We start from the raw sequence: 14,766 nt of genomic DNA, 5'->3' as shown, positions 1-14,766 counted from the left end.
TTCACTCAGCTCACAAGAGTGCGAAATTTATTGACTGTCCAACTCACAAGTTTGGGGCGGTGTTGGGGTGCATAAAGCCACGTGATTGCTGGTTCAGCCAAAGTGAGGGGCATGAAGCCAACCCAGAGGAACCAAGCACTGTAGAACATGCGCTTGAGCCAGCTAAATTGAGAATATTTCCAGAGGCAGCGAATGCCCCAATAAACTAATGCTTCTGGGCGATCGCTAGGAACCGGATGCTGCGTCGGAGCTAAACGTAGCGAAATGATACGTGACCACAGTCGTCCAATTGAGCGTTGCTCTAAGTCAACTGGAATGTCGTGCCCCAGTTCTCGAGCTTTCTGAGTCAATAGCGCAAAGTTTTGCAAGTCATGTTTGACGAATCGATGAAAGCGATCGCCTGTAACCGTAGCCAGTGCCCACTGATTACTGCCATGCACTCGATAAGCGCCTAGAGGTTCTTCGATCGCCGCCACTTCTCCGTAAAATGGAATTAGGGTAGACAAATAGTCATCGGCAGTGAGTTTATAGTCATCAGGAATTGGAAAAACCTTTGCCATTGCACTTCGATTGAGAGCGTTACCACTAGTGGGAGTACTCACATAACCGCCCCCTTGCAGCAACATTCGCCATGCTTCACCTGTTGCTAGTGGTACATTGCCCTGTGGAAAAGAATAGCCTAAGGGCTGACCCGTTGCGTCCACGACAGTCAGACGATAGTGAACCTTAGACAAAATGGGCTTCCAGACAGAAACGATGCTCTCCACAGCGTGAGGAAGTAAGTAATCATCAGAGTCTAGAAAGATAACGACATCACCTTTACTTCTGACAAACCCACTGTTGAAAGCGGCTGCCTGCTTGCCGTTAGGCTGCAAGATCGAAATAATGCGATCGCCGTAACTTGCAATGATCGACCGGGAGTCATCGGTAGAACCATCATCAACAACAATGACTTCAGTGTTGGAGTAGGTCTGATTTAATGCACTATCGATCGCCTCAGCCAAAAAGCGATCGTAGTTGTAATTATTAATAATAATACTAATAAGTAAGCTCTTATCCATATCTACAATGCCTACAGATAAATGTTTCAGTGCGAATGAGAGGCGAGTAATCTTGCGGAAATCATCTGTTTAATCACTCTAAAACATGAATTACGCAACAATATCGTTGAACCGTCTGTGTAAGTAAACCCTTTTTTAGGTTAAAAGATAATATTTTAGAGATCGGCTGTAGTAAGAAAGAGCCGGTAGTATTTTTCGTTGCCGAAGATAGGCGTTACCAACCCGCTTACTCTCATATGAACAAATATTTTTATAAGAAGATGAAATATCTTGGAGACCAGGGTTTTTGTAATTTTTTTCTGCTACAAAAAGAGTCTCAAGCGCATTCTGAAGTCGACGAGTAGAAGTGCCACTGCCGGAGTGAATTCGATACTCAGTTAGTCTTTCTGGGACATAAAAAACATCCATTCCACTAGCGATAAGATGAGAACTGAGAAAGAAATCATATGCACCTCCAAATCTATCAGCATAAGCAGCATAAATTGACCAATCAATTGCTGACTTTCGAAAAACTGCTGACGATGCAAGAGGGATAGACTTATTCACAAGTAAAGTTTTGGACTGTTCTACGAATCCGTAGGGCAAAATATCTCTACCAAATCTAACAGTTTGCTCATCAGTGGCTTCATTTGTGCGATTTCCATCGGCATCAATTAGCCAGTGATCGCTGAAGGCAAGGCAAACCTTTGGGTTAGAGAGCATCACCGGAACTAACTTTTCTAGAAATTCAGGTGTCCAAAGATCATCATCATCCAATTTGGTGACTAAATCCGATTGAGCAGATTGAAAACCACTCAGATTGTTGCGAGCTATCCCCAATCGGTTTGAGTTAGCCCGATAAATAATCCGATCGTCTCCATAGCTTCGACAAAGCTCTTCGATTTTTGGCTCAGCACTATCATCACAGACAAGGAGTTCAAAGTCCTGAAAAGTTTGACGAAGCGCACTCTCAATGGCTTGACCTAGATAATCAACTCGCTTGTATGCTGGAGTAATAATTGAAACTGCTGGGACTGAACTATTCATACATTTATCTCCTTTAAAGTTGCTCGTGAGATTGCTTCATCTAATGATCAAAAAATGAGATGATTACGTTTCTTGATGGTTACAGTTTTCAGATGAATTAAATCAGATTCGCAGCTTTAGCAATTTATTGCTACTTCCAATGATTCTTTACTATGAATCTGTTTGAATATCGTTAAAGCTTGAGCAACAACCTGATCCATATTGTAGTATTTATAGGTTGCAAGTCGTCCTACAAAATAAACGCCTGGAGTTTTATCTGCTAAGGCTTTGTACTGTTTATATAGGTCAGCATTTTCAGGACGAGGAACGGGATAGTAGGGGTCACCTTCTGCTTGAGGAAACTCATACACGATGCTAGTTTTGGCATGGTCCTGTCCTGTCAAATATTTGAACTCTGTGACGCGAGTGTATGGGTGCTCATTGGGATAGTTGACAACAGGTGCAGATTGAAAAACAGGCTTGTCGTGAGTCTCATGCTTGAACTCTAGCGACCGATAGGGCAGTTTTCCAAATCGATAATCAAAGAACTCATCTACTGGTCCTGTATAAATCATTTCCTTGTAAGGAATTATCTTTTGAATTTCCCGGTAATCGGTGTTGAGCATAACTTTGATGTTTGAATGATTCAGTATATTTTCAAACATTCGGGTAAAACCGTGCAGTGGCATGGACTGATACATGTCCGTGAAGTAGCGATCGTCGCGATTTGTCCGGGTTGGAACGCGAGCTGTTACAGAGCGATCTAATTCGGACGGGTCTATGCCCCATTGCTTGCGCGTGTAGTTGCGGAAGAATTTTTCATATAGTTCTTGTCCTACCTTACTGACTACAACGTCTTCTGAAGTCAGAATCCTATCTCTTGGTTCTGCAACAGATGCAAAAAACTCTTCTACTTGAAAAGTAGTCAGGTTTAATCCGTAAAGTTTGTTAATCGTGTCTAAATTGATAGGAATAGGAACAAGCTGTCCATCCACACTAGCAAGTACGCGATGTTCGTAGGGGTACCATGCGGTAAATAGCGACAGGTACTCGAATACCTCACGGGAATTAGTATGAAAAATATGGGGACCATATTTGTGTACTAAAACCCCATCGCTATTGTAATGATCATAAGCATTACCCCCAATATGATTACGACGATCGACAATCAGGACTTTCTTATCCAACTGGCTCGCCAATCGCTCGGCTAAGATGCTACCTGCAAAACCTGCGCCAACTATTAGGTAATCAAACATTTGAATATCCTCTTATAAACTAGGCTCACTCACTTCTTTGCGTTGACCCAAATGGACAAGGTCATTCGCTGCTTCTCTCACCTGTTTGAGACAATTCATCCTGCTTAGTCCAATAACTTGTGACATCAGATTCTTGGCTTTGCACTGTAGTTAAGAAATTTTTGAGTGGATTTTTGAAAAGGTAATATCTTAAGCCATACGTGATTAGATACCGAGCAATCTCAAGACGATTGAGTTTTCTAAATTGATAGTTCAGATAGCGCACGCTTAACAATTGGCGTTCGAAAGTTCGTTCTTCATCTCGTTCGATGGCAAGCCTTCGAGATTCTTGAACAATTGCGGTGCCATAAGTATCAATTAAGTGCTTAAGAATTGCTTGCGTTCCCCGATTGTGCTGTGGTGCTCCCATCAAAGACTTGTATCGTCTGTAGAATCTTGAATGAAGAGGCTCATCGTTATTCTTTTCTCGATAAAATCCCGTGAATACACACAATGGCTTTGCTTCAAAGTAAATAGGCTCCTTGATTAACCATGCTCTAAGTATTTCTTGATACGGAAAATGTATCGCTTGGGAACCTACCTGTAAGTTGGATCGAATTTTACCTGTGTGCCAGAACAAACCACCATTTGAAATGCTTTCGTTAAAAAATAAGCGAGCGTGAATTTCAAATGGGGTATAGATTCCCTGCTCAAACCACAAACCTCTTGTTGTTTCGCCTGTAGGAACTGAATCGCCATACTTTTCAAGTCCAATTTCTTGATTTCTTAAGACGATTCCAACCCTATTTGTTTCAAGGGAATGAATATTTTCGGCGATGAAATCTGGAAAAAGATAATTGTCATCTTCCAGGACAAAAGCATAGGTTCCGCCAAGATAACCCTTCGAGGAAAATGCATAATCAATATTCTTTAATCCGCCAAGATTTTTTTCATTTGGTTTGTAAAGAATCCGATTATCCTCAAAATCACTTACAACGTTCTGAGCTTCTTTTTCAGGAGAGTCATCAAACACGATTGCTTGCCAGTTCGGATAGCTTTGCTCTACTAAGCTAGAAAGTGCTCTTCTGAGTAAATCAGGACGCTTGTAAGTTGGGATTCGAACCTCACACAGAGACATAATCTTTATTACCTCATGTTGAGATGGAGGATAACCTGATAAAACCGAATCATGACTCACCCCGTATGAAGAGGCATAAGTAACTCTTTCACCTTCTGTCCAGAAATATTCCAGTTAAGACGAGACTCATACTCGTGAAATGCAGAAAGAGCTAAATTCTTATACTGATTAAAGTTTGTAAAATAATTAAAGATGTATTCGCAGTATTCGTCAGCATTACTATTTGGGTCGAACAACTTGCCGTTCAAATCATCCTTGATGATAGTTGGAATTCCACCAACTCTTCTAGCTAGACAAGGCACACCCAGTGAGGTTGCTTCGCAGAAAACTATCGGTGTACAGTCAGCGATTGAAGGCAGAATTAGAAAGTGGGAATTAGCGATCAAACGATAAATTTCCTTCCTTCCTTCATGAGTAGATTTGCTGATGAACCCCAAGGGTTTAATGAAGTCAGGTAACGAACCTTCAAAAACAGGTTCACAGCCCACTACCGTTAATTCAGTGTCTAACCCTAGATGATTGAGCCCAATCGCTATTTCTAGAGCAAGGTCTCCCCCTTTACGAAACCAATCAACGCCTAAAAAAAGTAGTTTGCATTTATTTCTCGGTCTAGATTCGATAAGTTCTTTAATTTCTTCAACAGTTTCATAACTCTCAACATTGGCTCCAAACGGAACTACTTTCACTTTGGCAGGATCTGCATTGTAATAATCGATCGCCGTTTGGGCTGCCCAGTCAGACGAATAAATTGCCAAACTAGATCGTTGTAAAGCCAGTCTCTCCATCTGATGCCCCTGTTGAATGTTTTCCTCACAAAGCCCTGTGAATTGAGGGTAAAAGTTTAATAGGTCTTTAAAGGTGGCATCTGCCCAAAATGCAATTGGATGATGACAATCTAAGTAAACAATTGGAGCAATGGTTGCACTGAATACAATATTTGCCTCAGTCCTAGCTAATTTTTGAGATATCTGGTTTGAGTAGCTTCTAAGGATTAGTGGATCTAATGCCTTGAGATACTTGGTTCCTGTAAAAAACTCATAATAATGGCGCTTGAGCTTGCAAACAGCTTGTAGTGTAACTTGTTCCTTTAAAGAATCAACGTATTGTACGGAGATGGACTGTTTCTTAAGTGATTCAGGGATGTAATAGCCCGTACCTGCCCAATTATTTGGATTGCTCAAAGTCTTAGCATCAAAAGTGCTAGCATAGGCTATTTTCACAATTCAACTCCCTGACTTGGCGGTTTGTATAGTTTCTGGATGATAGTGGAATATCTCAATTATTTGCGTAACTGAAACGACTACTTAAATCCCTACTAGCAAACTATGACTGACCCAACACAACTTCCTGAAAACTACCTGACTTTATGACTCGACCTTGCTCAAGCTGATAAATCTGATCGCAGTGTTCAATTGTAGAAAGACGATGGGCAATAATGACGATCGTTTTAATACCGCTCAAAGCCTTTGTCGCTTCTGTAATGAGATGTTCTGTTTCTGTATCCAATGCCGCAGTTGCTTCATCGAACACTAAAATCTCTCGTTCGTGGTAAAGGACGCGCGCAATTCCAACTCTTTGACGCTGCCCACCAGATAACAACACGCCCCGTTCACCTACTACTGTCTTAATGCCATCAGGAAGACGCTCAACAACTTCACTCAGTTGAGCCATTTCGATCGCTTTCCTCAACCTAGCTTGATCGATTAGGCGATCAGGCACTCCGAAGGCAACATTTCGTTCAAGGGTATCATCAATCAGGAAAATGGATTGAGGAACGTACCCGACTAGATTCTGCCAAGCGCGTAGGTTCTCATAAACTGAGATTCCATCAACTTTTATATCTCCAGATTGAATCGTGAAAAGCCCTAGAAGAACATCTACCAGCGTAGTTTTGCCCGCTCCAGATTTACCAATTAGACCAACAGACTCACCTTTCTGAATCACTAAAGATACACCATTTAGAGCCTTTCTTGATGTGCCTGGGTATTGGAAATCGATCTCATCCAAAACGATTTGTTCTTGAAATGGAAAAACTGGCTTGGCGAAGGCCGATGACAAACCTTTGAAGTGATGAATACTGTTTTTAGAAGCATTAACCTCGACCTCTTCAATTTCTTTGAGGTCGAGGAACAGTTTATCCACAGCGAAGGTGTTTGATCTAACGGTGCCGATATTACCGACCAAGTTGCTCACAGCTGGAAGCAACCGAATCGAAGCTAAGGCAAAGATCCCCAAAACAGCAGTCAAATTTTGCCCTTTTCCCTGACTTAAGTTGATGAACAGCAGAGTAAAACCAATGAGAAAAGTAATCATAAACGCTTCCATCACAAAGCGTGGAAGATTACCGTAACTCTGAGCCAGTGCTGAGTTTCTAGCAAATCTCTTTGTCTGTCTCTCCATTTGTTGCTCAAAATAAGACTCACAGCCAATCACTCGAGTCTCTTTCAAGCCTCCTAATCCATGGTTCAAGATACGAATCATCTCAGCAGATGCCTCCCATCCTTCCTTGAACCAAACAGACATATACCTTTTCATCAGTCTGAGCAAGACAATAATGACAGGTAACAGCATGGCAATAAGAACCAAGGCTAACGCACTGGCTTTAACCAGCAGTAAAACCAATGCCAGGATGATTGTGGCGTTAGATATCGCTGTCAGAAGTGGCATGATGACATTGAGACAGACGTTATCGGTTGTGCCAACAACATTCTGAGTCAGAGTTGCTGAATTAACACGCAAATGAAAGCTGTATGGAGCTTCGAGATATGCTTTCAATAACTTGTAAGCCAGTTCCCCTTTTAAGTTGTAGCCGAACTGGAAGACTGCCTTTTGAGAATGAAAACTGAGAAAAGCTTTTACATAAAAGGCAATGAGAAGAAACGCGCCTAGAGCGAGTAGAAAGTTTTCTTTGGATCTGAAATTTAGATGTTTGTACACTAAATTCAGCCAGTAGTTAGTCTCAACCAAATCCGGTTGGGTCGCAACAGCTATGAATGGACCAATCATTCCGGTGCCAAGAACCTCTAATCCGGATACAAAAACAAACAGAAATGCTACTACAACGAGTGATTTATGACGCCCCTTTGTAAGATAAAAGAGTCTAGACAGGAATTGAGACATAAGTTATTTGAGATTGAGAACTAACTAAAACAGCATCTAACTCTAAGCGCGTTATTGAGATTAAGGTCTTAGTGAAAAACTACGCAGTTACGGATATTGATGCGTTTGTGAAAGACCTTAAATATCGAATTAAAGGGCTGCGTGTAACATTTCAGCTTCTTAGTAGCTGATGATAGTAGAGCCGAATCCAATTCAGTAACAAGAGGCTAAACGGAGGTATATGCACAACAGGGGACTGTAAGCTATTGCTTCAGGGCTACAAACTCATCTTCCGGGGCAAACTGAGTACTCTCTAAAACTTTAGAGATGGCAGCAGTGATTTTGTCTTTCATGCTGACGCAGTGTGCTTTTAAGTTAACAGAATACGTGAAAACGCGGTGTAGCGATCGCAACAACAGTGCTTTCGGGATCGGTAAACATCCTTGTACAATGCGGTTTGGTGTCGATCATGAGATAAGGAAAATCTTCACGTCTTTGCTCAGCTGGTCGTCATCAGCTGCCATCGTAGGTTTGTCTTTTGATTCGTTAAAGTCAAGAAATGATTCCATTTCTGGGGGGTCTTCAAACTGTATCTTTTCAAGTGAGTATGCAGATCCGTTTGCCATTTGTACTGGCAAAGCGATTTGCAGGACGACTCAAAAAGAACAAGCATTGATGAGATTTTTTAGTAGAACACTGCTGAAAAGCAAGACATAACATTTGTGAGCGGTTTCTACTCATTGACTAGAATAAACTGCTAAAAAAGTACAGAGCTATTCTGTCCTACAAGGCGGCCCACTCAAACATGCATGACTCTTTGTTTGAAAATTGAATCAGTACCTCAGATAGCTTTGCACTTAGAACAGTACAATCGACTCGCACATCCGGGTGATTCATAACTAAACATCCGGGGTAGATGCAAAATCATCTGGTTTTTTAGAGTGACAAGTCTGCGCTTTTCTACAGAGTTACTATCAAGTCCCGTATCACCTGATGTAAAATCCGTAGCTAGCCCACAATATTTCAGCACTTTTGCGGTATCAACTAGGCTATTCTTAGAACCTTTACAAAGTCTTTACACAATTTCCCTTTATTCTGAAGTGCAGACTAAGCGATTTTGCGGATGTGCGAATAATAAAGCCTTTGGTGTGAATTGTCATAGATTGATATCTATAACTTAGCCTCAGGAATGTTCGCTGGTATATGAGTTAATTGCAACTCTCTTAGTCTTCGCAGCAACATCTGTAACTGTTTGATCTGAGACACTGGAGCCTGCCAAGATTCGAGCTGCAATGGCATCAAAAATCGCAAACTCAGTTGAGTACTTGCTCTTGAGTACTTGCTCTACCAGGTTTCGATCGTGATAGTTCACTGAGTGCAAATCCTTTAGTTCGAACCGGGTTCACCACACTTTTCTGGTAAACCAGCAGTTTCCTGATGAAGTGATGATCCTGCCGTCGAATGGATCACTTTGCGGATGATGCAAGCAAGACAGACAGCAAGTTCCCTAACTTTCAACTCGCTCATTGCAAGTTAGCTGTTCCGAAATGGTAACTCTTGAAAATGTTCCCTATTCATGGCAGAGCTTTCTTACTTTCCGATCAAACTAATGCAAATACTGCATGAGTTAAGTTAGCTTCTGTGCCTGGTTCTGTTTGATATTGCTCAGTTTAACTACCGATCAAATTAATGCAAATACTGCATGAGTTAAGTTAGCTTCTATGCCTGAATCTGTCTGATATAGTTCAATTTAGCCATCTCGGTAATGGCAGTACAAACATTTCTTCCATTTCTATTTATGTAAAATGCCTGGCGCTAATGACACGCTCCCCTACTAGGTTTCGTGGATCTATGCATAGATCCACCATGGCTATCTTTGATGGCGATAGTAACTTCTGAAATCAAGAATGCTTCTAACTGTGATCTCTACGTCTTGATGAATTGGTATAGATTAATACAGATAATCAACTGTTTATGAAGGCTTAATTTAGTTAGTTTGAAGATAGTGCAAAAAGATATACAAATATTACTCCTCACGAAGTATTTTTAGCGAGAAATGTAATAGTATTTGACGCATCAAGATAGTTCAAATTCTCGAATTAGTTCAGATTCTCGAAAGAAGGTTTTGCGACTAGGCATCCTTCGAGAGAGGCTTTGGGAAGCATCTGGTTTTTGTCTTTTCGGCTGCGCTTAAGTATTTTCCAACTGGTTCACTTTGCATCTTGTCGAGCACACCAACAAAACAGCCCTATCCGTTTTGTGTGCTTGGAGTTATCCATGGAACCCCCACCAAATCCAGAATTTAAGATGAATATGATCGATGAGAACCCTTCCCGGCAAATTATTGGGTTTCCTGTTGCCGCACTGCCATTTGATCAGCAAATTCAGTTAATGCTGCAATGGGCTAAGTCGTACTTGAGTAAAGTGGTCTGTGTTGCGAACGTCCACATGCTGATGGAGGGATATCAAAATTCTTCATTTGCAGAAGTATTGCGAGAAGCAGACTTGTTGACTCCTGATGGAATGCCGCTCGTTTGGATGCTCAAGCTGATGGGCGTCTCTCATCAAGACCGAGTTGCTGGGCTAGATATCTTGGATGCGGTTTGTCAACTTGCACCCTCACAGAATGTGAGTGTTTTCTTTCTTGGATCTCAACAAATAATTCTCGATTCCATCAAGCAACGATTAGAGAAAGAGTTTCCCAACCTCGACATCGCTGGGATGGAACCTCTGCCCTTTCGTGCACTAACTCTTCAAGAAGATGAAGCTATCATTCAGCAGATCAACAACAGTGGAGCAGGTATTGTTTTCGTATCGTTGGGCTGTCCCAAGCAAGAAGTTTGGATGGCACAGCACAAAGATAAGGTAAAAGCTGTCATGATTGGGTTGGGAGGTGCTTTTCCGGTTTATGCTGGTCTTCATAAACGGGCACCTCTTGCGATTCGATCGGCAGGTTTAGAATGGCTGTATCGGCTCGCTCAGGAACCTCAAAGACTTTGGCGGCGATACTTTGATACAATTCCACTTTTCATTTGGTTGGCAAGTCGGGAACTGTTAATTCGTCCGCGCGATGTACACCCGGAGGAACTATAGTAAAGATGAATATCGTGGACAATCTGATGACGGGATGACACTCTTTATTCGCTTGATTGAGACAGCAAAGAGCATTGAACACTTCGATTATGTTGCTATTTGATGGTAATGAGTATTTAGTTTCTTAAGGGTGATGGAACTAAACTCAGTGGATTATAATTCAGCAACTGAATGTCATTCAATTTCGTGAATAACGTTGGGTTCTCTTAGCTTAAGCGCATTATCCAGGGGTTCTCTGCTGATCAGGGTGAAAATTGAGACCAAGTGGCGAATAGCAAAGAACATGTTTTGTTATCTATGCATCTACCCGTTTCTTTACAGCTATTCTATTTTCACTAGAGTGAACCACGCCTTTATGCCGCATCTCTCATCGTCTTAAAGTGACATCTTATCGAATTGACCACGACTGTCCGTTCGCTGCAATTTCGCCAACGCGCTCCCTGGTCATTTTATCCGCGTGATCTTATGCAGAGGCAATCATGGAAAGTAAGACAACTTCGCAAGCTCTTGCCGTAAAGCAGGGCAACAAGCAACCTCGCTGGTTGCCGCTAAACAATGCGGCACCCCGTGATGGTGAAGATGAAGGAGGCTTGAATTTGAGCCAGGTGGCTGCGGTATTGCGGCGAAGGATTCCGATCGTCCTAGGTGTGACAACGGTGGTGTCTTCAGCAGCACTCCTCAAAGCCGTAACCAGTGAGCCCATCTACCAATCCACGTTTGAAATTCTCACGAAACCCGTCACGGCTGAAAGCCAGGTTATTTCTTCGGTGCCTCAAACATTGAGCAATCGAGAGCAGCAGCAACCTGCGCCTGAAAAAACCCTAGACGAGACAAAACTCAAACTGCTCAAAAGTCCAACTCTTCTTGAGCCGATCGCGCAAAAGCTCAAGCCTAAGTATCCTGACCTCACTTATGATGTCCTATCAAACAGCTTAGTCGTGGCTCAGGTTCCGAATAGTGAGGTGTTGCGGGTTAGCTTTCAGGACAGTAATCGTACCAAAGTGAGAGAGGTGCTAACTCTCGTTTCTCAGGCGTATCTTAATTACAGCCTTGAGGAACGCTTAGCAGCTGCGCGACAAGGTATGAAATTTGTTGACCAGCAGATTCCCAGGTTGCAACAGCGTGTTGAAACAGTTCAAGACCAGCTGCAAACGTTTCGGCAGCGGTATAACTTGATTGATCCTGATTTAACCAGTAAGCAACTGGCAGAGCAAACAGCAACGATCGCACAGCAACGCCTGGAAACAGACGTTAAATTAGATGAGGCTTTGGCGCTGAATCGTGATTTGCGTCAACAACTGACTCAAAAAAATGAACCCGCTTCTTCTGCGCTTCGAGAAAACACTCGCTATCAAAATCTGTTAAATCAACTTTTAGAAGTTGAAGCCCAGATGGCTAAGACATCGAGTGTGTTTCAGGAAAAAGCACCGCAAATTCAACTCCTGCGATCGCAGCTTGAAAATTTGCAGCCGTTATTAGAACGCGAAGGAGGACGATCCCAAGGTGATGTCGAGAGCCAGGTACGAGGCTTAAAGGCCCGCCAAGCAATTCTGATACAAACGGAAGAGTTGCTGAAACAGCAGGTTAAACAGCTTTCGGCTAGGTCTCGTCAGTATACTGATATTCAACAAGAACTGAAGATTGGAACCGACAACCTCAATCAATTTCTGACAAAACGGGAAGCTTTACGCATTGATGCCGGGCAACAGACAGCCCCGTGGCAGATTTTAACGCCAACCACCAATCCAAAGCTGGCGTCTGCGGGCATTAAGCAAACGGGAGCGCTGGGCGTTCTTTTAGGACTGTTGATGGGTGTCGGTACAGCACTGTTGCTCGAAAAACTGAGTAATGTTTTGCATACCCCCGAAGAAGTTAAAGATACGGCGAATTTGCCAATGCTAGGCGTGATTCCATTTAATGCAGAATTAGCTGAGACGGAGAAGCGATCTCTAGCGCTAGATGTGCCTAGGCAGGAATTTACCAACCTGATGCGTCAAATGCGGCAGAAACTGAATGCACCGAAGAGCGAATCCTCTTACCTCTACGATAGTTCGCCGTTTTCAGAGGCATTTCGATCGCTCTACACCAACATTCGGCTGCTCAACCCAGATACGCGAATTCGCTCTTTGGCAATTAGTTCACCGTCTCCCGGAGAAGGAAAGTCTACGGTTGCGCTTTATCTAGCTCAAGCGGCGGCAGCATTGGGACAACGGGTCTTATTGGTCGATACGGATTTGCGGTGTCCTCAGCTTCATGTTCGGCTTCAACTTCCAAATCTACACGGATTAAGTGATGTTGTTTCGTCAGAAGTGAAGTGTGAGCACGCAGTCCAGCAGTCTCCTGGGGAACCTAATCTCTTTATTCTCACCGTTGGACAAGTTCCGCCAGATCCAACTCGCTTGCTGTCCTCGAAGAAGATGCAAACTCTGATGCAGCAATTTGAGGAGATGTATGATCTCGTTATCTACGATGTTCCCCCTTTGCTTGGCTTGGCGGACGCAAAACTTGTCGCAACTAATACGAATGGAATTGTTTTAGTAGTTGGATTGGACAAAACGAAGAGTGCTGCTCTAAGGCAAGCGTTAGAAGGCTTCAAAGTGTCTTCTGTTTTTACCCTTGGTGTTGTTGCTAATGACATGAAGAATTCTTGAGTTAGATTGCCCTAAGCAATTGTTGGTTGTGAATTGGTAATACGTCAAAAGATTGTTAGGTGTGTCAAGTTACTGTGGAATAAGTAGCAATATCGTGCCAAGTCCGCAGCATTTCTGTGTCGATGATAGCTGTTGCACGACGTTTGTCAGTTAGAAGGAACAATTTGGATAGATGGTACAGTGCGTCCAACATCTGAATGCTGGGTTGGGGCGTCGGCTTGTGATGTCAGATGTCGAATCCGGTGCGATCGACCGCAGTTCCAAGTGATTGAGCGGCAATGGATGGTGGAACAGACTCCAGGGGGTGACAACGAGGCTAGAGCGCAGACTGGATCAGGGCAATGGCGTTAAGACCTCGTCGAAAAAAGGGGCGTTTCTGGGGCTTGAGTGCCATCAATTTTCTCGCCAAGGTTGACCACAAATTCAAGGTGTCAATCCACAAAGTTCCATACAACCCAATCCAAAACTGGCTGTGTCGGTTTTGGGTGCGCTTCGGCTCTTTGACGCGACCAATATAGTGTTGCACTTGCTTTTTGCGGATACGCCCACCACGCAGGGTAGAGAGCGAATAAGCAATGGCAATGAGAACGAGCAGCGCGGTGAAGCGGTGTAAATCAGCATGGCACTCTTCGAGGGGATAGCCACCCGATTTATAGTCTTTAGACTTAATCGGAAATAGGCAGTAGTCGAAGCCAGACAACAAGAGGCTTTCATCTGTCCAACCTAAGCAGTTGCTAACTGACGATGCTTCAAGCGAAAATTATGCAGTCCACAAGCAGTTTCCATCACATCATCAACATAATGAGCTGCCCGATTTCTAAACTTGCCAGCGACAATGTTGCAGCGCTTGATGCCACCCATCTGATGCTCGACTTCCACTCGTTCCCTTGAGATTGCTCGATTGCGCTGTTTCTCTGCCTCGGTGAGTTCTTGTTTTCGCGGTTTCTTCTTCGGTTGGATTGTCGTCACTCCCTCTGGTTGATAGCCCTGAAACCCTGTGTCCTGCCACAGGTTGCTCCCCGATGGAAACTGGTAATCTTCTTCATCACAAATGGCTTTGTCATGCTTTTTGCCTTCGTAGGTGTCACTCAAAAACACCACCTTACCCCGTCGATGAGTGATGATATTGTTCTTGACCGTGTGAGCCTTCTTCTTACCGCTATAGTATTGCTTCTGGTCCTCTTTATCCTGGGGACGATTGATCCGACGCTCTGTGCCATCGATGATGAACTCCAGATTCGGACACTGCTGCAAAACCGCTTCCAAGCGATGTGGTTCTCGTTCGGGCAGTTGTTTCTCGTAGCCCAAGGCCGCATTGAGTACCCCACTCAATTTATGCACCCATTCATGCGCTTGCGGTTGTCCAATCCCAAACAGAAAGCCTTGAACTGCTTGGGTGGGATAAAGCCGGAAGTACACCAAAATAAACAGTAGAGTTGTCGGGAAATAAAAACAAAGGTAGCTAACATGACCTTTCAAGTTCT

The 14,766-nt window shown here is 43.3% G+C and carries 10 protein-coding genes; 2 read left to right on the top strand and 8 right to left on the bottom strand.

What is annotated here, in order from left to right:
* Window positions 1-5: 5 nt before the first annotated feature.
* The 6 genes from AC5I6P_RS11115 to AC5I6P_RS11090 all read right to left on the bottom strand — a co-directional run bounded on the left by AC5I6P_RS11115 (window position 6) and on the right by AC5I6P_RS11090 (window position 7,559).
* Window positions 6-1,061: a glycosyltransferase gene (locus AC5I6P_RS11115; RefSeq protein WP_495693824.1), complete on the bottom strand. Its 1,056-nt coding sequence runs from the start codon at window positions 1,059-1,061 to the stop codon at window positions 6-8.
* Between the two features lie 135 nt (window positions 1,062-1,196).
* Complete coding sequence (locus AC5I6P_RS11110) at window positions 1,197-2,087, bottom strand: glycosyltransferase family 2 protein (RefSeq protein ID WP_495693823.1); 891 nt, start codon at window positions 2,085-2,087, stop codon at window positions 1,197-1,199.
* A gap of 116 nt (window positions 2,088-2,203) precedes the next feature.
* The gene (glf, locus tag AC5I6P_RS11105; RefSeq protein ID WP_495693822.1) at window positions 2,204-3,322 is read right to left on the bottom strand and encodes a UDP-galactopyranose mutase; all 1,119 of its coding nucleotides are present in this window, start codon (window positions 3,320-3,322) and stop codon (window positions 2,204-2,206) included.
* Window positions 3,323-3,383: 61 nt separating this feature from the next.
* Window positions 3,384-4,439 (bottom strand): glycosyltransferase family 2 protein, encoded by a 1,056-nt coding sequence (locus AC5I6P_RS11100; RefSeq protein WP_495693821.1) that lies wholly within the window; start codon window positions 4,437-4,439, stop codon window positions 3,384-3,386.
* A 56-nt stretch (window positions 4,440-4,495) separates the two neighbouring features.
* A complete protein-coding gene (locus AC5I6P_RS11095) occupies window positions 4,496-5,659 on the bottom strand; it encodes a glycosyltransferase family 4 protein (protein ID WP_495693820.1) in 1,164 nt (387 codons plus the stop codon).
* A 103-nt stretch (window positions 5,660-5,762) separates the two neighbouring features.
* Complete coding sequence (locus tag AC5I6P_RS11090; protein ID WP_495693819.1) at window positions 5,763-7,559, bottom strand: ABC transporter ATP-binding protein; 1,797 nt, start codon at window positions 7,557-7,559, stop codon at window positions 5,763-5,765.
* Window positions 7,560-9,815: 2,256 nt separating this feature from the next.
* Between AC5I6P_RS11090 and AC5I6P_RS11085 the strand changes: the two genes are divergently transcribed.
* Window positions 9,816-10,631: a WecB/TagA/CpsF family glycosyltransferase gene (locus AC5I6P_RS11085; RefSeq protein WP_495693818.1), complete on the top strand. Its 816-nt coding sequence runs from the start codon at window positions 9,816-9,818 to the stop codon at window positions 10,629-10,631.
* Window positions 10,632-11,110: 479 nt separating this feature from the next.
* Complete coding sequence (locus AC5I6P_RS11080; RefSeq protein ID WP_495693817.1) at window positions 11,111-13,282, top strand: GumC family protein; 2,172 nt, start codon at window positions 11,111-11,113, stop codon at window positions 13,280-13,282.
* Window positions 13,283-13,598: 316 nt separating this feature from the next.
* On the opposite strand, the gene AC5I6P_RS11075 is transcribed toward AC5I6P_RS11080, so the two are convergent.
* Both AC5I6P_RS11075 and AC5I6P_RS11070 read right to left on the bottom strand, forming a co-directional pair.
* On the bottom strand, window positions 13,599-13,985 hold the full coding sequence (locus tag AC5I6P_RS11075; RefSeq protein WP_495693816.1) for a hypothetical protein: 387 nt from the start codon (window positions 13,983-13,985) through the stop codon (window positions 13,599-13,601).
* A 20-nt stretch (window positions 13,986-14,005) separates the two neighbouring features.
* Window positions 14,006-14,766: transposase (locus AC5I6P_RS11070; RefSeq protein ID WP_495693815.1), on the bottom strand; the 761-nt coding region annotated here is incomplete at its 5' end.

The organism is Myxacorys sp., from assembly GCF_059501405.1.
This window is presented reverse-complemented; position numbering and strand designations above follow the sequence as displayed.

Coding starts and splice junctions, on each gene's coding strand:
- AC5I6P_RS11080 (WP_495693817.1), top strand. CDS start 11,111: ATGGAAAGTAAGACAACTTCGCAAGCTCTTGCCGTAAAGCAGGGCAAC.
- AC5I6P_RS11115 (WP_495693824.1), bottom strand. CDS start 1,061: ATGGATAAGAGCTTACTTATTAGTATTATTATTAATAATTACAACTAC.
- AC5I6P_RS11110 (WP_495693823.1), bottom strand. CDS start 2,087: ATGAATAGTTCAGTCCCAGCAGTTTCAATTATTACTCCAGCATACAAG.
- AC5I6P_RS11085 (WP_495693818.1), top strand. CDS start 9,816: ATGGAACCCCCACCAAATCCAGAATTTAAGATGAATATGATCGATGAG.
- AC5I6P_RS11090 (WP_495693819.1), bottom strand. CDS start 7,559: ATGTCTCAATTCCTGTCTAGACTCTTTTATCTTACAAAGGGGCGTCAT.
- AC5I6P_RS11100 (WP_495693821.1), bottom strand. CDS start 4,439: ATGTCTCTGTGTGAGGTTCGAATCCCAACTTACAAGCGTCCTGATTTA.
- glf (WP_495693822.1), bottom strand. CDS start 3,322: ATGTTTGATTACCTAATAGTTGGCGCAGGTTTTGCAGGTAGCATCTTA.